The organism is Shewanella sp. UCD-KL12 (genome assembly GCF_001957125.1).
GTDB lineage: Bacteria > Pseudomonadota > Gammaproteobacteria > Enterobacterales > Shewanellaceae > Shewanella.
This window is the reverse complement of sequence record NZ_MPHJ01000001.1, coordinates 12,178-32,459: the sequence shown is the minus strand read 5'-3', so window position 1 is coordinate 32,459 and position 20,282 is coordinate 12,178. Positions and strand designations below refer to the sequence as shown.

General features: G+C 43.3%; 18 protein-coding genes. 11 read left to right on the top strand and 7 right to left on the bottom strand.

The features are described 5' to 3' along the window. Positions 1 to 12: 12 nt before the first annotated feature. The gene (locus BM736_RS00160; RefSeq protein ID WP_076407418.1) at positions 13 to 1,305 is read left to right on the top strand and encodes a DUF4785 domain-containing protein; all 1,293 of its coding nucleotides are present in this window, start codon (positions 13 to 15) and stop codon (positions 1,303 to 1,305) included. A gap of 382 nt (positions 1,306 to 1,687) precedes the next feature. Here BM736_RS00160 and BM736_RS00155 read toward each other — a convergent pair whose 3' ends face one another. The 4 genes from BM736_RS00155 to BM736_RS00140 form a co-directional block, all read right to left on the bottom strand. Beyond that, entirely contained in the window at positions 1,688 to 2,854 is a 1,167-nt protein-coding gene (locus tag BM736_RS00155) for a lipopolysaccharide assembly protein LapB (protein WP_076407417.1), read from the bottom strand. A gap of 129 nt (positions 2,855 to 2,983) precedes the next feature. After that, a complete protein-coding gene (locus tag BM736_RS00150; protein WP_076407416.1) occupies positions 2,984 to 3,340 on the bottom strand; it encodes a hypothetical protein in 357 nt (118 codons plus the stop codon). An 86-nt stretch (positions 3,341 to 3,426) separates the two neighbouring features. After that, positions 3,427 to 4,677: an ammonium transporter gene (locus BM736_RS00145; protein ID WP_076407415.1), complete on the bottom strand. Its 1,251-nt coding sequence runs from the start codon at positions 4,675 to 4,677 to the stop codon at positions 3,427 to 3,429. Between the two features lie 12 nt (positions 4,678 to 4,689). Next, complete coding sequence (locus BM736_RS00140; protein WP_076407414.1) at positions 4,690 to 5,028, bottom strand: P-II family nitrogen regulator; 339 nt, start codon at positions 5,026 to 5,028, stop codon at positions 4,690 to 4,692. 643 nt (positions 5,029 to 5,671) lie between these two features. Between BM736_RS00140 and BM736_RS00135 the strand changes: the two genes are divergently transcribed. Beyond that, entirely contained in the window at positions 5,672 to 6,214 is a 543-nt protein-coding gene (locus BM736_RS00135; protein WP_076407413.1) for an isochorismatase family protein, read from the top strand. Between the two features lie 288 nt (positions 6,215 to 6,502). Here the strand turns inward: BM736_RS00135 and nrfA are convergent, their stop codons facing one another. Beyond that, positions 6,503 to 7,903, bottom strand: coding sequence for an ammonia-forming nitrite reductase cytochrome c552 subunit (gene nrfA, locus BM736_RS00130; protein ID WP_076407412.1), 1,401 nt, complete (start codon positions 7,901 to 7,903; stop codon positions 6,503 to 6,505). Between the two features lie 246 nt (positions 7,904 to 8,149). On the opposite strand from nrfA, the gene narQ reads away from it, so the two are divergent. Together narQ and BM736_RS00120 are read left to right on the top strand one after the other, a co-directional pair. Further along, the gene (gene narQ / locus BM736_RS00125; RefSeq protein ID WP_076407411.1) at positions 8,150 to 9,853 is read left to right on the top strand and encodes a nitrate/nitrite two-component system sensor histidine kinase NarQ; all 1,704 of its coding nucleotides are present in this window, start codon (positions 8,150 to 8,152) and stop codon (positions 9,851 to 9,853) included. Between the two features lie 80 nt (positions 9,854 to 9,933). Next, complete coding sequence (locus tag BM736_RS00120; RefSeq protein ID WP_076407410.1) at positions 9,934 to 10,563, top strand: response regulator; 630 nt, start codon at positions 9,934 to 9,936, stop codon at positions 10,561 to 10,563. A gap of 75 nt (positions 10,564 to 10,638) precedes the next feature. On the opposite strand, the gene BM736_RS00115 is transcribed toward BM736_RS00120, so the two are convergent. Next, positions 10,639 to 11,010 carry a YacL family protein gene (locus tag BM736_RS00115; RefSeq protein WP_076407409.1) on the bottom strand — a complete coding sequence of 124 codons (372 nt, stop codon included), beginning with the start codon at positions 11,008 to 11,010 and terminating at the stop codon, positions 10,639 to 10,641. 187 nt (positions 11,011 to 11,197) lie between these two features. Here BM736_RS00115 and BM736_RS00110 point away from each other — a divergent pair, with 187 nt between their 5' ends. Further along, positions 11,198 to 12,526, top strand: a complete 1,329-nt coding sequence (locus tag BM736_RS00110; protein ID WP_076407408.1) for a phosphatase PAP2 family protein — start codon at positions 11,198 to 11,200, stop codon at positions 12,524 to 12,526. A 95-nt stretch (positions 12,527 to 12,621) separates the two neighbouring features. Here BM736_RS00110 and fkpA read toward each other — a convergent pair whose 3' ends face one another. Continuing rightward, complete coding sequence (gene fkpA / locus BM736_RS00105; RefSeq protein ID WP_076407407.1) at positions 12,622 to 13,407, bottom strand: FKBP-type peptidyl-prolyl cis-trans isomerase; 786 nt, start codon at positions 13,405 to 13,407, stop codon at positions 12,622 to 12,624. A gap of 167 nt (positions 13,408 to 13,574) precedes the next feature. Here fkpA and BM736_RS00100 point away from each other — a divergent pair, with 167 nt between their 5' ends. The 6 genes from BM736_RS00100 (at position 13,575) to BM736_RS00075 (ending at position 20,221) form a co-directional block, all read left to right on the top strand. Beyond that, positions 13,575 to 14,546, top strand: a complete 972-nt coding sequence (locus BM736_RS00100; protein ID WP_076407406.1) for a WD40 repeat domain-containing protein — start codon at positions 13,575 to 13,577, stop codon at positions 14,544 to 14,546. 8 nt (positions 14,547 to 14,554) lie between these two features. Further along, the gene (locus BM736_RS00095; protein WP_076407405.1) at positions 14,555 to 14,767 is read left to right on the top strand and encodes a SlyX family protein; all 213 of its coding nucleotides are present in this window, start codon (positions 14,555 to 14,557) and stop codon (positions 14,765 to 14,767) included. Positions 14,768 to 14,890: 123 nt separating this feature from the next. Beyond that, the gene (gene def / locus BM736_RS00090; RefSeq protein WP_076407404.1) at positions 14,891 to 15,391 is read left to right on the top strand and encodes a peptide deformylase; all 501 of its coding nucleotides are present in this window, start codon (positions 14,891 to 14,893) and stop codon (positions 15,389 to 15,391) included. Continuing rightward, positions 15,388 to 16,785, top strand: coding sequence for a COG3014 family protein (locus tag BM736_RS00085; protein ID WP_143562278.1), 1,398 nt, complete (start codon positions 15,388 to 15,390; stop codon positions 16,783 to 16,785). The genes def and BM736_RS00085 overlap by 4 nt, the downstream gene beginning before the upstream one ends. Before the next feature lie 22 nt (positions 16,786 to 16,807). Further along, a complete protein-coding gene (lpoB, locus tag BM736_RS00080) occupies positions 16,808 to 17,401 on the top strand; it encodes a penicillin-binding protein activator LpoB (RefSeq protein ID WP_179078995.1) in 594 nt (197 codons plus the stop codon). 159 nt (positions 17,402 to 17,560) lie between these two features. Continuing rightward, positions 17,561 to 20,221, top strand: a complete 2,661-nt coding sequence (locus BM736_RS00075; RefSeq protein WP_076407402.1) for an ERAP1-like C-terminal domain-containing protein — start codon at positions 17,561 to 17,563, stop codon at positions 20,219 to 20,221. The last annotated feature ends 61 nt before the right edge of the window (positions 20,222 to 20,282 follow it).

The following is a 20,282-nucleotide window of genomic DNA, read 5'->3' as shown; positions in this document are numbered from 1 at the left end:
TAGGAGTCAGCAATGAAGAACCTAACATTGATACTCGCAACATTATCACTCTCCCAGATTCTAGTCGGCTGCCAAGGTGAAGAGACGACAACCACGCCGGACAGCGAGATTCAAAGCTTTACTCAAGCCTCGTTATCAACGCCGCAACCTGATGACTATGGTGTTGATGAAATTGAAGCTCCTCAGCTTCCCCCCATAAACAGCAACACAGAGGCGCTGAGCTTTATCAGTACGCCTTCTGCATCATTCAAATTAACCGCCCCAGTCAACCAACACTCAAGCAGTAGTGACGAATACTGGACAACAGTCTCAGGCGCCCAGTTAAATAACGGAGTAAACCTTGCCATTAGCCAAGGTTCCAGTGTTATACGGATCTCGCCAAGAGCCGACTTTAGCACTGGCGCGTTACAGCACAGCAAGGCTATAACACCTGACAAGATTCAGCTTTTCAAGATTGATAATAAGTCTAGTGTCAACAAGTCATCATCCTATATACATTCAATGGCAGATCCTGAAGCCTTAGCAACCGCTGGACTCGATGATGACTCAAGCGCATTAACTATGTCAGCTTCTGCCAAGCCAGGACAATATCAACTTAAAGTCAGCCAACCACTTTCGGTTAACTCAAGTTATCTAGTCAACGTAAAAGAGAATCAATCTCCTTATAAACTGAAAGTCAGTAGCCAAGCTAGACTGCCTCACTCTGCCAACTCCCTTGAGCTCGATCTACAACTCTCTGGATCTAACACAAGCTTTACCCCGCAGGCGAGTCTAAAACATGAAAATGGCCACTATCAGCCATTAAAAATCAGCGCGATGAACGGTCGATGGATAGCACAACTACCAGAGGCCTCCTCTATGCCTGCAACTAACTCAGGCTTAACAGAAATCCAGATAGATATGAAGTCTAAGGTCAATGGGTTCGAGGTAAAGAGAACCGTCAAAACTGTGTTTAAGCAATATGCTCCATCAGCTAAAATTCAGCCACTCGCTAACACAGGGTGGCAAGAGGACGTACCTACATATATCACCTTTGACTTAGCTATCGAAGAACCTGGGCGCTTCGCCATATCAGGATACCTAACAGGAACAGACAGCGCTGGTAATGATCAAATTATCCTAAAGTCAGAATCTGCGGACTGGCTGACTCCTGAAAACACCAGCATAATTTTAAAGCTCGATCCCCAATTAATATTAGCCTCGGGCGTAGGTGCGCCTTTTAAAGTAAAAGGCTTAGAACTCAAAGATCAGGGGCAGATGGCAAGGCTTAGTTATCAGCAAGAGGCACTGATTTTAAATAAATAATATGGGTTTCATTGCCAAAAAGTAAGTAATCCACCTTCTGAAGAAGGTGGCTTTAAAATGATTCCCTATAAGGGAGCTTTAGTTACTGAGCATCTGCAAGTCGCCGTTGATATATCCCTATAGGCTCTACTAAATCACTGACCGCTATGGATGGCAGGGAATGCAGGTAAATGTATGGAACAGTTCCAGCACTGATTTAGAAGCTTGCACTGCACTATTCACTAAACCTCTGCACAAAGTTCGGCATAAAAAGGCTCTATTAACGACTTCAGGCAAAGCCTATGGATGATAACCACTTACTGAAGTAGGTGGTTTAGGGCAGAAAATAAAAAAGCACTCTAGGAGTGCTTTTTTATTATAAGACCAATACTCACCTTAAGGGCTAGTGGGTTTTCATCGCGTTTAACTTAGCCTGATACCGGACTTTATTATCATCGTCACGCGTCAGGCTTAATGCCTTTTGCATGTTTTTCTTCGCTCTACGTTCATCACCCGTTGCCCAATATGCTCTTGAGAGACCAAAGTAAAACTCATGACGATAATCCGCTTTATCCACCGCCCGTTTATACCAAAGCAATGCATCTTGGTACTCTCTGTCAAAATAGGCCTGCTGTGCCATATCAAAGTAATAGTAGGGATTATTAATACGTTCTAACTCAAGCACTTTATGTACCTCAGCCCACTCATCTAGCCTGTCTTGCGATCCCAATAAAATGGCATAGTTATATAATGCGTTCATATTATCCGCACTCATATCTAGTGCCAATTTATAAAGAAGCTCAGCTTGATCATCTAAGCCCTTATAGCGATAAAGAACAGCTAAAGTATTTAAAGCTGGTACATAATTAGCTTTCTGCTTAATCCCTAATTTAAGCAAAGCATACGCTTTATCATACTCACCAATGACTAAAGACTCGGCAGCGACATTGTTATAATACATCGCCAATACAGTGTCTTTATCTACCTTGATTTTACGGTAAGCTCGAACTGCTCTTTCAGGCATGAAATCAACCTGAATGGCTTTTTTAGTAATAAAAACAGTGTCTGTACTGCTCCTTGGTAATAATCTCAAGTTCACATGACCGTTAATCAGATAAAAATTGCCCTGCTTATCCCATACTGGCGGCACCTCAATATCCTGAAACTCCACATCGACCCCAACCTCACGAGCTATTGCCGCAGTAAGTAACACTAATGACATGCAGTTTCCGGCTCGATCGCCATAAGTTTGTGCTGCAGTTCTTGTGACATTATCTTGGTATTCAAAGCCACCATTCTCAGCATCAATATAATTCGCTAACCACTCATGAGGTAAGATGCGATTACTGCTAAGTACAGTGTCATGCCTAAATTGCTGAACGATCTCTTTCTTTGCGGTATTGGGAAGTGATAATAGCGTGTCGGCAGGCGGTAAGTTATCGACGGCTTCGAAGTGTTCATCAAAGAAGTATTGCTCGATGTTCTTCAGCTGTTGCTGCTCAGGGGTTGCGCTGCAGCCCTGAAGTAACAAGAGTAAAAAAGCCCCTACTAAAAATGGAATTTTCACCATAGGTCTCAACCCTCAAGTTTCGATATCCTAAAGTGTAGCTTACGCCATAGGGCTTAGATGTGTAGCAAACAAAAGTTACAAAAAGTTAACAAGAGCACCGTTAACGACACTCTGTAAAAATATCACAAATCACTCATCATTAAGCTCAGACTGCTCGCCCACTGCATCGACACGAATATACACATCTTGATTCTGATATTGATAAGGACGATAGAACGCTCCCTGACAAGAGTAATAAGCATAAGGTCTAGGCACTAAGATACAACCAATGGGCAAAGCCTGTAATATCTGGATCTGCTGCTGCATTCTTAAGGCTTCTTGCCACTCATGTTCACGTAGTACCTGATCTCTAACGGCAAAAGCATCAAATGGCTCGCTGGATTTACGTACCACAATCTTTCCTGCATTTGCAGTGATAGGCAGTACTAGCAAAGCGGCTATAACGATGGCCAAGCAGGCTTTGATTCGCTTAATTACATACCCCATGACAGCCCCCTATACTTGCTATTGTACTTATAATACAAAAAAACAGGGCATAATGCCCTGTTTGTTTATTCAGCAATAAAAGAGGTTTATCGAGCGCTCTTAATGGAGACAAACTCTGGGTATGCATCGATACCACAATCTGATGCATCCATCCCCTTGTACTCTTCCTCTTCGGTAACACGGATCCCCATAGTTAACTTCAAGGCATACCAAGTGGCAAATGATGCAGCAAAGACCCAAGCAAATATCACTCCAGCACCATAAAGTTGGCCTAACACTGTCGCGTCAGCATTCGACAGCGGTACTAACATCAAACCGAAGAAACCAGCTACACCATGAACAGAGATTGCACCTACTGGATCATCAATCTTAAATCTATCCAATGCTACAATTGAGAATATAACTAGGCCGCCAGAGAGCAGTCCTATCACACCAGCAAAAGCGATTGATGGCGATAAAGGATCCGCAGTGATAGCCACTAGGCCCGCCAATGCTCCATTAAGGATCATAGTTAAATCCGCCTTGCCCCACACCATTTTGCATACAATCAATGCTGATACTGCACCAAATGCTGCTGCTGAATTGGTATTGAGAAAGATTTTAGCCACTGCAGTCGCATTTTCAGCGTCTGACACCAATAACTGAGAGCCACCATTAAAGCCAAACCAGCCCATCCATAAAATAAACATACCGAGTGTAGCCATAGGTAAGTTTGAACCAGGAATGGGATTAACTTGTCCATTAGGGCCATACTTACCTTTACGAGCCCCAAGTAAAAGGACGCCGGCAATCGCTGCAGCCGCACCAGCCATATGAACGATACCACTACCGGCGAAATCAACAAATCCAGCCTCAGACAGGAAACCACCGCCCCATGTCCAATACCCTTCAACTGGATAAATAAACCCTGTCATCACAACAGAAAATGCGAGAAAAGCCCAAAGTTTCATACGCTCAGCAACGGCGCCTGAAACAATAGACATTGCCGTTGCAACAAAAACAACTTGGAAAAAGAAATCAGATTCAAGCGCATGATCAGCCCCTTCAGCCTGGCTACCAATTAAGGTACTAATAGAAGGTAACCAGCCTCCTTCGCCATTATCAACATACATGATGTTGTAACCCACAATCAGAAACATCACACAGGAGATAGAGTAGAGACACACGTTTTTAGTTAATATTTCAGTGGTGTTCTTAGAGCGGACCAAGCCTGCTTCTAACATGGCAAAACCTGCAGCCATCCACATAACCAGTGCGCCCGAGATTAAAAAGTAAAATGTATCTAGCGCAAACCTGAGTTCAGATACCGTAGCGCCTAAATTAGCTAAATCATCCATCATTGCTCTCCCTTAAAGTGCTTCGCTGTCTGACTCACCCGTACGAATACGAATAGCCTGATCGAGGTCAGTTACAAAAATTTTGCCATCACCAATCTTGCCTGTACGTGCTGCATTGGTAATTGACTCGATCAGCAACTCAAGGTTTTCAGCTTTGGTTGCAATCTCTAATTTTACTTTTGGAAGAAAATCCACCTGATACTCTGCGCCTCGATAAAGCTCAGTGTGTCCTTTTTGACGACCGAAACCTTTCACTTCGGTGACCGTCATTCCCTCTATACCCACTCCGGCAATGGCTTCGCGGACATCGTCCAACTTGAACGGTTTAATGATAGCGCTGACCAGTTTCATTCTGACCTCCAAAAATATAAATGCTTTTTTATCCTAACTTTAACTATTCAATCATTAGGCCAACTAAATAAAACAATATATTTTAAACACTTATGTCACACACCTAAATTATGCACGAATATAAATGCACCAAACGAGTGCAACTATTCATAGTTCGCACAAATGTAGCGCAAGGTTTTCGTTGACCGACTTTCAGTCAAAGCTATCCAGTCACTGACGCTAATTAGACTAAAAGTGTATGGGAATATGAGAGCAGAAAAGCAATAGTGTAGCGAGCAGTGACCTTAAAGAGCTCAAAGATATATTAAAGCCTCAAAAAGCAGTATTAGATATTGATAGTGGTCGATGCTCAGGGGAAATTGGCTCACCTTGTAAACATGAGCGATGTAGTCATGAACGAAGATGTAGATATGAACGATGTAGGCATGAACGAAAAGTGTAACGAGCAGTCACCTTAAAGGGAACAAAGATATATTAAAGCCTCAATAAGCAGTATTAGATATTGATAGTGGTCGATGCTCAGGGGAGTTGGCACGCCTTGTAAACATGAGCGATGTAGATATGAACCAAGATGTAGATATGAACCAAGATGTAGATATGAACGAAGAGTGTAGCGAGCAGTCACCTTAAAGGGAGCAAAGATATGTTAAAGCCTCAAGAAGCGGTATTAGTAGTGGTCGATGTTCAGGGAAAACTAGCACAAGTGGTCAATATGAGCGATGAGTTGCAGCTTTGCATCACTAAGCTGATAAAGGGGTTACAGCTATTTGAACTTCCCATGCTTTGGCTTGAGCAGCTACCTGAGAAACTCGGCCATACTAGCCCAGCTGTTCACGATGAATTAATTAAATGCACTAAGCCAATCAGCAAACAACACTTCAGCGGTTGGCATTGCGATGAGTTTCGCAGCCAACTTATCGGCGCTCACAAGAAAGAGGTCATCTTAGTAGGCATCGAAGCTCATGTATGCGTTTATCAAACCTGCATCGATCTGCTAGACAATGGTTTTAATGTGCATCTCGTGGTCGATGCCCTCTCCTCCAGAACGGTAGAAAATAAAGCGCTGGGGATCGCTATGATGCAAGCTAAAGGGGCACAAATCACCAATATGGAGTCTTTACTATTTGAGCTTCAACATGAGGCGGTTGGTGAATGCTTCAGGCAATTAATCAAAATTATAAAATAACGGTCGCCTCAGAGAATGTCGAGTGGTACACCAAGCAAGTCAGCGAGGACATAGTAAATAAGGGAGAGTAAGCTTTATATGAGTGACTCATACCCTTAAATAGTACTAGGTCAAATCAACAACATATCAGCAACCCTCAAAACCAAAACCTAGTCAGTTAGAACCTCATTCAATTGTGTTCAAGCTTCACTTTAAACTCGATAACTAGGACTTACAGGCATAAAAAAGCCCCGAATAATCGGGGCTTTTAGATTAGTTGGCTAGTGAAGTACTAGCTGACCAATTTATTTAGTAAGTTGCTTCGCGCTTAGCAGCTTCCGCATCCCACTTAGGTAGTTCAGTTTTCTTGAACTCAGCTTTATCAGCATTCATCTTCTTCATGTCCATACCTAAAGCAGCTTGTGCCTTAGCTTTAGTAGAAGTGTCTGGGTATGCGATAGGTTGCTTAACACCTTTGTTAGCAAGTAAATGAGCTAGCTTAATACGAGCATCAGCTGCTTTATCTACTGCGCTGCCAAGAACACGTAGCGCTTCATCTGGAGCGTGAGATGCAACACCGTGAGAAGCGATTGCATAATCCCAACGCCATTGAGCGTGACGGATATCAGTTAGAATTGGCTTCATTTCAGCTTCAGTAGCACCGGCTTTCCAAGCTGCACCAGCTTCGAAGTGAGCTTTAACTAGCTGGTTTTCAGCTTTAAGCTGTACTTCTTTAACCTTAGCTTTACGCTCTTTGTCTAGGTTAACCATGAACTCTTTGCTCTGGTCATGACAAGTACCACAAGTTTCTTCGAAACGATCGAATGGGTTACCCACTTTGTGATCGGTGAACTTACGGCCTTCAGCATTTTTAACCTTAGGCATATGACAGTCAGTACAACTTACGTTGTTCTTACCGTGCATACCTAGCTGCCAAGTTTCATAACCTGGGTGCTGAGCTTTAAGCATTGGCGTCTTAGAAACGGCGTGAGTCCAATCTTTAAACTCGATAGCGTCGTAGTATGCTTCCATATCTTCGACTGTCGTGCCTTTGTCCCAAGGGAACTTAACAAAACCTTTCTTATCAGCAGTCTTTTCGAAGTAGTACTCTACGTGACACTGACCACAAACCATAGACTGCTTATCTTTACGAGAAGCTTTATCAAATGGTGTGCCGATAGCCTCCATACCGCGCTCAGCGAATGGACGAGAGATACGTAGCTTAGACTTACCGCTTACGTGACAGTCTGAACAACCGATAGTATTAACGATTTCAGCACCACCTTTGTACCACTTACCAGTGAAGTAACCATCTTCACCTTGCTCTTCGATCATACGAGGTACATCAGGGCTCTTACAAGACCAACATGCCATAGGCATTGGGCCATCAGCATCTGACTTAGGAGCGCCAGTACGTAATGTGTTACGTACATCAGTTACCGCGTACATATGACCACGTGCTTTGTTATAATCTTTAGCAAAGCCGTAACCTGCCCATAAAATAACTAGGTTAGGATCTTGCTCTAATGCATCAGTGATCTCAACACTTTCAGAAGTGTCATGCCAGCTGTTGTACTGCTTAGAGAACTTATCTTTATATACTTCGTTTCTAGGCTCAGTTTTATCACCAGCCATTACGCCTGAAGTCATTAAACTCGCAGCGACCAGTGCACTTAGTGCAAAGGATTTTTTAGTTAATGTTCTCACCATCTCATCTCCGTGTTACTTTTATAGTAGTCTTAATAACCACATCATCTCCAAGGCCAAAGTTAGACGCTTATCAAGAATTAAAACATACCCCTAAGGGGGTATCCTGAGCAAAGTATGCGGTAGATCAAAATGTAAACGTGTTGTTGCTCACACTTTTGCTGTTTTGTTAAAGCGGTTAAGAAGTAACTAATTTAGCGCCCTAATAAGTGATAGCCCAATCAGCGTAATTTAGCGAGTTTTTATATAATGAAAAAAGGCAGTTTAACCTCAACCATTTTAGGGCTCATGTTGACCTTAATTCTTTTGTCCAGTGGTTTAGCAACTTTCGCAATAGTTAACCTTGCTTATAGCTTAGGTGATGCAAGAGCTATTAATGCTTCAGGCTCACTGCGTATGCAGAGTTATCGACTCATGTTTTATGCAAACTCTGGCAGCAAAGACGCCCAAGAAAAGATAGAGGAGTTTGAAAATACACTATATTCAGATGCCCTCAAGCGCTCTCTCGACTGGAAAACCCCAGACGAACTCGAAGCACAATACCTGTTAGTTATTCATAAATGGAAGGTGATGAGATCCTATATAGAGGATGAGAATTCACGGCTCTATGCCGCTGCGCTTAAAGACTTTGTCGACACTATCGACCTGCTCGTACTTGAGACTGAGCATTATGCCGCATTTAAATTAAAGCTATTGGCAGCCAGTCAAATTATCGGGCTGGGTTTAATGCTGTTTATCGCTTTTCTTGCAGTACGCTTTACCAAAAGAAAAGTCGTCAAGCCGCTGCATCAATTAATGGAGTCAGCAAACACTATCTCCAAAGGGAACTTTAATGTAGAGATGCCTAAAACGGAGTATGTAGAGTTAAGTGCATTAAGCAATGCATTCGAATCTACAGCGAAAGAGCTCTCGACCTTATATCAAGGCTTAGAGTCACAGGTAAAAGAGAAAACCTTAGCACTCACTCGCAGTAATAATGAACTAACGCTGCTTTACGATAACTTAGTGATGTTGCACTCAGGTCAATTAGAAATTAGCAGTTTAAAAAAGGCTCTGAATCAGCTTCGCGCCCATGAGCCTGAAACCTTCCTTCGATTAGTCATAGTGCAGGATAATGAGGAGGAGCTAGTCATTGAAGCTGATGGAGGCTGGCCAAGCGAAGCGAATAACCAAACCCACTTCCCACTTAAATTTGAGAACAATGAGCTAGGTTACTTAGAGGCGAACTCAAGTAAAAAACCTAATCATCAACTTTTTGAAAACTTTGCCATCATGCTGGCTCGCTCTATTGTGATCTATAACGCGGGTGAGCAGAGGCAACAACTCGCCCTCATGGAGGAGCGTGGCGTTATTGCCAGAGAGTTGCATGACTCACTGGGGCAGATCCTCTCCTTCTTAAAAATTCAAGTTAGCCTGCTATCAAAAGGGCTAGATAGTAGCTGCCGCAATCCTCAGGTTGAGCAACAGATAACTGAGATTAACGAGGGGGTTAACACAGCTTACGTTCAGTTAAGAGAGCTGCTATCGACCTTTAGGTTGACCATCAAAGATCCAAATTTACATCATGCTATTGAAGCGATGCTAGAACAACTGCGCTGTCAGTCCAATGCTAACATCACTTTGGACTATAAATTACCTATGCAAATGCTGGGTGCTCATCAACATATACATGTGTTGCAGTTAACCAGAGAAGCAACCCTAAATGCGATTAAACATGCTGAAGCAGATCAAATAGATATCAGGTGCTTTAAGGATTCAGACACTGACGTCACTATCACTATTAGTGATAATGGCGTGGGTATTGACCAAGTTAAAAAGCGTGATCAGCACTTCGGCATAGGTATTATGCATGAGCGCGCAAGCCGCTTATCAGGTATAGTAGAGTTCAGTGGCAATCCCGAGGGTGGAACTAGAGTGAAACTGACCTTTCCACCTCAGCAGGAACCAGCCTAGACAAATGATTTAAATAAACGTTTTTCTTTGTATACAATACAAGACTTAAGACTACACCCTTGCAGGAGGCGCTACATAAAATGGGTAAACCTTACTCTGTGCTCGTTGTCGATGATCACCCGCTGCTACGCCGCGGTATCTGTCAATTAATCACCTCTGACTCAGATTTCACCCTTTTTGGTGAAGCGGGAAGTGGTTTAGATGCACTAGCGGCTATTGAAGAGAATGAGCCCGATATCGTATTACTAGATCTTAATATGAAAGGGATGACAGGATTAGATACACTCAACGGTTTACGTCAAGAGGGAGTCACCTCTCGCATCGTTATCCTTACCGTATCTGATGCTAAACAAGATGTTATCCGCCTAGTAAGAGCTGGTGCTGACGGCTACCTATTAAAAGATACAGAGCCAGATCTTTTATTGGAAAAGTTAAAAAATGCCATGCAAGGCCATAGGGTGATCAGTGAATCTGTCGAAGAGTTCCTTTATGAACTTAAAGATGCGGCAGACGAGCAAGAATGGTTAAACAACCTAACACCAAGAGAGCTGCAAATATTACAGCTTGTCGCTGAAGGCAAGAGTAACCGCGTTATTTCAGAGCAGTTACATATCAGTGAGGGGACGGTCAAAGTACACGTTAAGAACCTACTGAGAAAAGCCAATGCAAAATCAAGAACTGAGATGGCGGTTAGATACCTAAATCAATAGGCGAAAATACTTCCCAGTTCTTTCAATAAAGGCAGCCTACTGGCTGCCTTTATTACTTAAAGACTGATAAAACTATTAAGACTCATCGAGAAATTCTCGCCAACTCAATAAAGCAGCCTGAAAGTCCTCTAGACCGCAAAATGCTTCTGATTCCCCTTCATACAGAGACATAGACTCTTCAAACTCATACTCTGCGTCTTCTTCTAACTCATTGGCAAACACTCTCGCACTATCATTATCTAGCTCTAATGATAATCCCCTACCCACCAAGCGCCATTGAGACAGCGAGCCCACTTGTAATCGTTCAATGATCTGGCAAACCTCATTGTACTTGTCTCTCTGCTCACCCAGCTCCTCTACAAGCCAAAAACCTAATATCTCATGATCCATACTGAAATTCGCAATCACAGTACCTGTCATGGTATTTCGCCGAAATTCATATTCCATATAAAACCTACAACTCATCAAACGATATCTCTCACCCAATTTTACCCTAAAGCAGAAATTAATGCGCCGCACCTGTCCACTAAGCCCCACCAAAACTCTTGGTGATCCCTCAAAACCAACAAAGGAATAAGATCTCTACCAACTTCAACGGCTTCGATTAAGCCTAGTAAACCTATAAAGAGTCCTAATGATGAACAAACGTCAATATCTAGCCTCAAGTTTGCTTGCCAGCTCAGCTTTACTGGGCTTAAGCAATTCAGCGTTGGCGGAAAGTGAAATATACGCCACTCAATCTGGCAGTTTTTCCGATTTTGGCGATATGATGCAGATATTGCTCCCTGCTGGTGCATTAGCTGGCAGTATGGCGATAGGTGACTCAGAAGGGGCCTGGCAACTCTCTAAAGGCATGGTCACCACAGGTGTTATCACTCATGGCCTGAAATTTGGTTTTGCTCGTTTAAGGCCAGATGGCAGCTCATACAACTCATTCCCTTCAGGTCACACCTCTGCGGCATTTTCCGGAGCGGCATACATACACCATAGATATGGTAATAGCTGGGGAATACCAGCTTACGGGCTTGCAAGCTTAGTTGGAGCTAGCCGAGTATGGGCTAATAAACATTATTTAGATGATGTGATGGCGGGCGCGTCCATCGCAGTCATGTCTAGTCTCTATTGGACAGATCCTTACAATCAATCCGATCTTATGATCACGCCCTCTTTAGGGTCAGACAGTGTTGGCTTAATGGTTAATTACACGCCAGGAAGAGGAAAAAAGACAGCGCAGTTTGCCTCTAACTCCTATGATGATTGGGGACGTAACCCGCAAGCGACTTATCAACATAGCTATGAGTTATTTGTCGGCGGAGCATCAACACAGCATAACCAAGTACAAAATGGCAATAACGCCATGTTCGATCTCAAAGACTTTGGTAGAGAAAATGAGCCTAATACCTACGCTTCAGCAAGAATCAAATGGGGGCTCGATAATGGCCAATACCTCTCTATCAATTTAACCCCTTTTGAATCCAGAAGCACAAGTGTAATAGATCAAGACATCAACTTTGGTGGTAAGCACTATCAGGCAGGAAAAGAGGTTATCTCAGCCTACCGTTTATGGGGGGTAAACACTGATTATATGTTTGAGTTGCTGCCAAACAGTGACTGGAAACTCGATATCGGTGCAGGTATTAGTGTTAAGCAGCTATCCGTTAGGTTAGACAACGCCAAAGGCAATAACCTCAGCGAGCAAGCTCAGTGGCTGTTATCCCCTTCTGCAGTGGCTGAACTTGGCTATCAATTTACGCCTAAGCTGTCTGCGAATGTTGGCTTACATGCCACGGCCTCTAAAAAGGTTAACTCGCAAGAGTATTGGGTCAGCTTGGATTATCAATTAAGTGAGCGCTGGGCAACCTCTTTGACTGCTGGTCACTTTAAGCAAAAAGTTGATACAAATGAGCTTGTTAATAGCTTAGCAATGGATTATGCAGGGTTTACTGTGCGTTATTCGTTCTAAGAGTGAGTATTCTAAAACGCTAAAAATCAGATAACAAAAAGGACGCCTAGGCGTCCTTTTCTATCATCACTCTTTATTCGCTCTATCAGCGATAATTAGTGAGCGTGACCATGATCTGCTGTTTCAGCTTCTGCTGTAGGCGCAGCTGCTTTCTCGATAGAAAGTAACTCAACTTCAAATACGAGTGTTGAGTTTGCTGGAATAGTACCTGTATCACGATCGCCATATGCAAGCTCTGCAGGGATAACGAACTTGTACTTAGCACCAACAGGCATTAGTTGAACACCTTCAGTCCAACCAGGAATAACGCGATTTAGTGGGAACTTAGCTGGCTCACCACGGGCAACTGAACTATCAAACTCAGTACCGTCAGTCAGCGTACCGACATAATGTACTTCAACAGTATCTTCAGCAACAGGCTTATCACCAGTACCTGGAGTCAACACTTCATACTGAAGACCAGATTCAGTCGTTACAACACCCTCTTTTGCCTTGTTAGCTTCTAGGAATGCAGAGCTATCAGCAAGTGCCTTTTCAGCAAGTGCAGTCGCTTGAGCTTGACGCTTCTCATTTAACTTTTCATCAAGTCCTTGAAGAACGGTCTGCATCTCCTCTTCAGTCAGCTTAAGCTCGTCATTAAGACCATTGCTGAAACCAGAGATAATTAGGTTACGATCGACTGCCATACCAAGCTCTTCTTGCTCTTTAATATGACCAGACATGTACTTACCGATAGATGCACCAACACTATAAGCTTCTTTTTGTGCTTCTGTTTTCAATTCAACATTGGCTGCAGCTTCAGTTGTTTTTTGCTCTTGATTACAAGCTGACAGGCCAACAACAGCCAACGCAACCAGTGATAATTTATAAATAGATTTCATTAAAAAGCTTCCTCAGGATCTTCTAGTCGTGACAATAACCTTATCTTATAAGGCGATCCACTTTATACTAGTTAAATATGTTATTCCAACTACATTACTGATGTTTAATCATTAGATGTAAATACAGACTCACTTGAGCTAAAGACAACAGTATGGGGAGCAAGTTCATGAAAAGTTTCTTTTCGGCTGTTTTTTGTGCACTCATACTCACAGCTTGCCAACCAAAACCGCTGCAAACTAGCCTGTTGGTCAATGAACCAAGTTATGACGCCGCCCTATCCCAAAAGGGCGATCTGGCGTTAGTCAGTACCGCAAACAGTGGGATTCAGCTCTGGGATCTCAACCATCAAAAGCAGCTGCTCACCCTGCTTCATGGCGAGAGCGATAATACCGCTTTTGATATTGCATTCTCATCAAATCAAGCATTTGCAGCCTCCTTAAGCAGAGACTCAGTGGCACTTTGGCGTGTTGCTGATGGTGAATCATTAGGATGGTGGTCTCTGCCATCAACCGGACAAAGTGTCGCTGTATCCGATAATGGCGCATTGCTCATCGGGCTGACTGATGGCAGCGTGATGTCTTTAAAATCGACCTCATCAAATAAGCGCGCACCGTTAATAAAGTTTCTTGGACATTCGGAAAAAGTAAATAGTGTCGCCTTATCATCCAACGGAGAGTTAGCACTATCAGGCTCAAATGATAAACAAGCTATTTTATGGAATGCTCATTCAGGCCAGCCTATCCATAGTTGGAAGTTTGATAATAGGGTTATAAAGGTTAACTTAAACACAGATGGCAGCCTTACCTTTATCGGTGACAGCACCAATATTGCCAAAGTCATGGATAACCAAACTGGCTCTAAGGTGAGTCAGTTAAATATCACCCGAAGAAAAATGAACTTTTCGAGTGCTCGCTTTTCAAATGACGATAGCTACCTACTTACAGGCACTCCAGCAAGAGAAGTGGCTGTTTGGGATGTCAAAACAGGTCAATCTCTCGCCACTTGGCAAGTTCAGCGCACCAAACATGCCCAAATTAAAGGAGCCGTTGTATACTCTGTCGCAAACACAGATCAAAATCAGATCCGTACAATCAGCAGTAATGGCTTAGTTGAAACTTGGCCTATGCCTGTCCATTAGAGGTAAAGATGGAACATTTAGAACAGAGAGTAGAAGATCTTGAAATGAAATTAGCATTTCAAGAGGGAACAATTGAAGATCTTAATTTACAGGTTATCAAGCTCAACGATCTACTTTCAGATCAGCAGCAAGCCATACGTCTACTTGTCACTAAGTTGCAGACTGTAGAACCGAGTAATATGGCCAGTCCGTCAGAAGAGACGCCTCCGCCGCATTATTAGTCTGTGTCGATAGTACTAATAAATAGTTTTAATCAGTAGTATCAGTTCAGCAAGAGACGACAGAGAGTGCAATGAGATGAATAGAGTCGCTCAGATAAACACTGGCAAGCGTGAAGAGACAAGATGCTAGCCATAGCGCAAGCCGGTGAACCCGTTCTCAAACAGCAGGCGCTGCAGGTGACTGAATTTGATTCAACACTCTCTCAGCTTGCTAAAGAGATGCTCGACACTATGCTCCAAGCTGATGGAGTGGGCATTGCTGCGCCACAAGTTCATCAAAGTCTCGCTATGTTTATCATAGCTTCAAGACCTAATGCACGTTACCCTGATGCTCCCTTGATAGAACCAAGTGTAGTGATTAACCCGCAAATCGTGGACCGTTCAGTTGCAAAGGTCTCCGGTGAAGAGGGCTGTTTATCTATCTCTACGCGACGGTTCAATATCTTACGGCATGAGTGGATAGAGGTCAGATTTCAAGACCTTAGTGGCCAAGCATATCATCAAACATTATCAGGATTTCTTGCGCGCATATTCCAACATGAATATGACCACCTTCAAGGGATCACCTTATTCGAAAAGTACGACATGCAAACTCAGAGTAGCCTTAATGGAGCGGTACAATGAAGGGAGTAATAAAGGCTCTACGGAGTAAAAAGATCTGGATTTATCTACCTTTACTCACTTTTAGTCTATCGGGTTGTGCTTTTAATAGTGTTTTTATCAACTACCCATCACAAATTGCCCCAGTAAAAGCGCAGCTCAATACTCACGAGCCGATGAAGCAACTTAATGACGTTGCCGCAAATATCTCTGGGGCCGATGGGCTTCTCTATGCGCAAGAAGCTGGTCGCGTGGCTCAGATAAGTGGCGACTTTACGTCCAGTAAAAAATTCTATCAAGATGCGGTCTCTGCCTACAGCAAGTTTGATGATAAAGCGACGATAAGCGCTAGTGACATGGGGGCGACAGCAAGTAGCCTATTTATCAATGATAATGTCATTCCCTATCGAGGCCCTGGCTATGAGCGAGTCATGCTGCATCAGTATCAAGCGCTTAACTATTTATTTAGTGGTGATCAGCAAGGAGCTCTAGTCGAAGTACGCCGCAGCAATCAGCTTCAGAGTTCAGAGCAGGCTAGGTATCAAAAGTCACAAAAGTCTGTACAAGCTATGGCTAATGGCACTATTGATGCTGAAGTGAATAAGCTCGGCAAAGCGGCTGGTACTGTCACTAGCTCCTTTCTCAATGCTTATAGTTATTACACTACTGGCTTATTACACGAAATATTAGGTGAGCCCAATGATGCGTTTATTGACTACCGAAAAGCGGCTCAAATAACCCCAAATAACCCGTACCTGCAGCAGGATCTTGTCAGGTTAGCCACACAACTCTCTATGCCTCAGCAAGAGGAGTTTGAACGTCGTTGGGGAAAAGCCACCTTCCAAAAAGAGGGACAAGGGCAAGTCATCGTATTACTTGAGCGCGGCTTTGTACCTGAAAAGCAAAGCTTAACAGTGCCTTTCACTATCCATGGAAACTGGCAAACGGCTTCATTAGCCACCTATACTTCAAATTCAGCGGCCGTTAAAAGTGGCAAGATAAACGGTCTAGGCTCCCCCTTAATCGCAGCGCCTATTGCAAACTTAGATGCCCTCGCCATTACGGCATTAAAAGAGGAACTTCCTGCTGCACTTGTTAGGCAGGCCGCAAGGGTTTATGCCAAGTCAGAGATGGCGAGAAGCGTAGAGAGTGACAGTAAAAAGCGGCACAATGAAACAGATTTTGCAGCCATTGCAATGCAGATATTTAATGTAGTTACCGAGCAAGCTGATAGGCGTAGCTGGCTCACATTGCCTAAGCAGGCACAGATAGCCAGAACTTATCTTAAAAGTGGTAGCTACTCTGTAAAACTCGATAATGCGCCAGCGAAAGAGATAAAGGTGCAGAGTGGTCGAACGACACTCGTTTGGGCAATAGATACTGGAAATTACACACGTTTTTATTCAATAATCATCTAATACACACTTAATGGAAGCCACTATGAAAAACTTTAAACTCATTTTTATGCTAGCTGTCGCGGTTGGGCTTGCTGGTTGTCAATCAAAAGTAGAATACGGTGACGCCACTGAAGTGGAAACTGTGAATGAAAACTTTGGTTCTGCAGATCTGCAAGCTATTGCCGCTAAAATGGTCGACAGCATGTTGACCTTCCCACCTATCGTGGCCATGACTGCAAATGATCGCCCTATCATGTTTGTCGATAAGATTAAAAACAAGACCTCAGAGCATATCGATACAGAATCAGTGACTGACTCAATCAGCAACAAATTGCTACGCTCAGGAAAGTTTCGCTTCATCGACATGACTAAAGTGGATGCTGTGCGTAAACAACTTGATTACCAAAACAACGCTGGCATGGTTGACCCATCTACAGCGATCAGCTTCGGTCGTCAAATTGGTGCTCAGTACATGCTTTACGGCAACCTTTCTAGCATAGTGAAGCAAGAAGGCAGCACTAAAGATGTCTATTACAAAATGACTATGCGTCTAATGGATCTAGAAACAGGCTTGATCGAATGGTCTGATGAAAAAGAGATCCGCAAGGTAAAATCTAAGTCTTTCCTAGGGCTATAAACAAGCCTATTAACTCAATGCCAGTCAAGAATTTTGACTGGCATTTTTGTATCTACAGCCAATTTAGCCTGTGTCAGTTATTGTTATCGCGCTTGTGACTAAAATCGGTTAGTGTTTCAGCCATAAAAATAAAATCATTATTTAGTCAGGTACCCTGTTGTGAATGTATTGCGTGTCAGTCTTCTTATCTTCTGCTCATTACTGCTGATATCATGCAAGAGCACCACTCAAAAACAGCCTGATAGCAAAGATAACGCCTCCACCATAACCAATAAGCCATTTTCAAAAGCTGAGCGTCAGCAAGCTAAAACGAGGAGTGAACGTCTCTCGGATATCAGTTATCAATTAAGCTTAGATCTGAGTCAAGCAGGCGGCTTCCAAGCCACCAGCATAGTGACATTTAACCTGAGTAATCCAGAAGATGAGCTGACCTTAGATCTTGAGCAAGCTAATATCACGCGCTTTATCATCAATGGCCACAAGATCTACCCTCGATATGATAGCTCAACATTTACCCTAAGCCCCAACTTACTGCTATCGGGTAATAATAGCGTCGAAGTCAGCTACTCACTCAACTACGCAAACGATCAGCGAGTGGGCTTAACTCGCTCAATAGACCCGCTTGATAACAGTGTCTATATTAGCTCAAGCCCATCGGCTCATTGGGCCAAAAACGTATTCCCCACATTTGACCAACCCAGTTTAAAAGCAAGCTATAACTTAGATGTTATCACCCCCAAAGAGTGGGTGGTACTCAGTCCAGTCAAAGAAACAAGTGTCACTGAACAGGGTCAATTCAACCATTGGCACTTCTCTGCTACACCAAAGCTTAGCCCACATAGTTACTCAATCAGTGCAGGCCCATTTAGTGTTTTGCAAAGTAATGATACTCAATATCCACTTAGGCTAATCAGCAGAAAATCATTAAACCTAGAGGTTGAAAACTCAGCCCTATTTAATGATATCTCAGCACTTATCACTGAGTTCGAAGCCTACCTAGGCACTTCCTACCCTTTTGCTAAATTCGATCTAGTCTTACCTGCGACTCAGAGCGCAACGTCAAATATAAGGCCATCTGAGCAAAATACCATTGAGCAAGCAACATTCGCTCAGGTAACTACCCAGCGGCTATATACACACGAGCTCACACCTGATGAGAGAAAGCAGCTAATTAAAGCCATTGCCGATGACCTAGCAGCGCAATGGTTTGGCGCTATGGTCACCGAAAACTGGTGGGACGAAAGCTGGCTCAATCGGAGTTTAGGTGAACTCATCACTGATAGGGTACTTGCCGAAATTGGGCATACCTCGCAGATGCAGGCTAACTACTACGACGCAAGTAAAGCCCAAGCCTATGAAGAAGATACCTTGCTCGCAAGTTATGCTTCAGGCACAAGCTTAACAAACATCGGGCCTCATAAAGGCAAGACAACGCTTATCAGGTTGGCACATCTAATTGGGGACAAAGATTTCAAATCGGGTGTGCAAGATTACCTAAAACGATATCAATATCAAAATGCTAGCCCAGCTGACTTCTTTGCTAGCCAAAGCATCACAGCTAAGCGCTCACTAACTCAATGGCAGCAAGATTGGCTTTATACTCCTGGGGTCAACACCATAGAAGCTGAATTTAGTTGTGAAGATAATCGCATCACCGAATTTGCGATACTTCAATCTCCTGCGAGTAAGCAAGTGCCAACTCTAAGGGAACAAAAGGTCGCTGTAGCCTTGTACACAAAGGGAAGAAATCAACTCCATCAAGTGCGTAGTATTGACATTGATTACCGAGGAAAACGTACCGATGTGACACGGCTTATAGGGGGCCGCTGCCCCGATCTTGTCTACCCAAACTATCTTGATTTAGGTTATGTGAAAGTCAGCTTAGATAAACGCTCATTAGCGACAGTAAAGCTCGGATTAAATCAGCTTAAAGATAACCAACTTCGCTCTATGTTATGGCAAACATTGTGGGAAAATGTATCGGCAGGAAATTTAGCCTTAAATGAATATTTAGGTATTGTGTTTATCAACCTTCCTCAAGAGAAAGATCCACAACTATTAGCTCAAGTCATAGAGACACTTTATCAGAGTAAAACGCTTCTTGAGCAGATGTTGCCTAGCCATAGCAGTTATATTCAAAGTGCGCTGAAAGGCTTAGAGCAGATGAGCCTGAGAAAGGCGATGGTTAATAGCGCTAACCAACAAGTCCAATCAGTCTGGCTAAATGCCTATATAGGGCTAGCGCAAAGCCCGCAAGCTAAACGTCACTTAGCTAAGTTACTCGACGAGCGTGCCAGTATTAAAGGCATATCGCTCGATCAGGTAAGCCGCTGGAATATTATTAAACAACTCAACCGATACGATTATCTAGGCAGTCGAGCATTAATAGCGAAAGAGCTCAAGCAAGATAAAAGCAACTCAGGCCAAGATGCAGCACTCACAGCAGAAGTATCTAGACCAGAAGCTGGCATTAAACGCTATTGGCTAACGCATATTCAGCATGATACTCAACTCGCATCATCAAGATTAAATATTGCCATGAGCAACCTTTACCCTAAGGAGCAGCAAAGACTGAGCGCGGCGAGTTCAGAGCTAAGAATAGAGTCGTTAGCGCTACTCGATAGTCATAAGAGCCATGAGTTTATGGCAGTATACAGCCGTTACTTGATCCCCACGCAGTGTAACTATGCAGGCATTGCAACGCTTGAAAAGCTAATGAGTCAAACCCAAGGTTTGTCTGTGACCACACAAAGAGAGCTAATTAAGCTTCATCACAATGAGCTCAGGTGCGTAACCATCAAGGAGCAGCTCCTGAAGTAGCCTCTCAAACTTGCCCTTGGTGATCTTTGTCAAACTGGCTTGTATGATAACTCATTAGTGA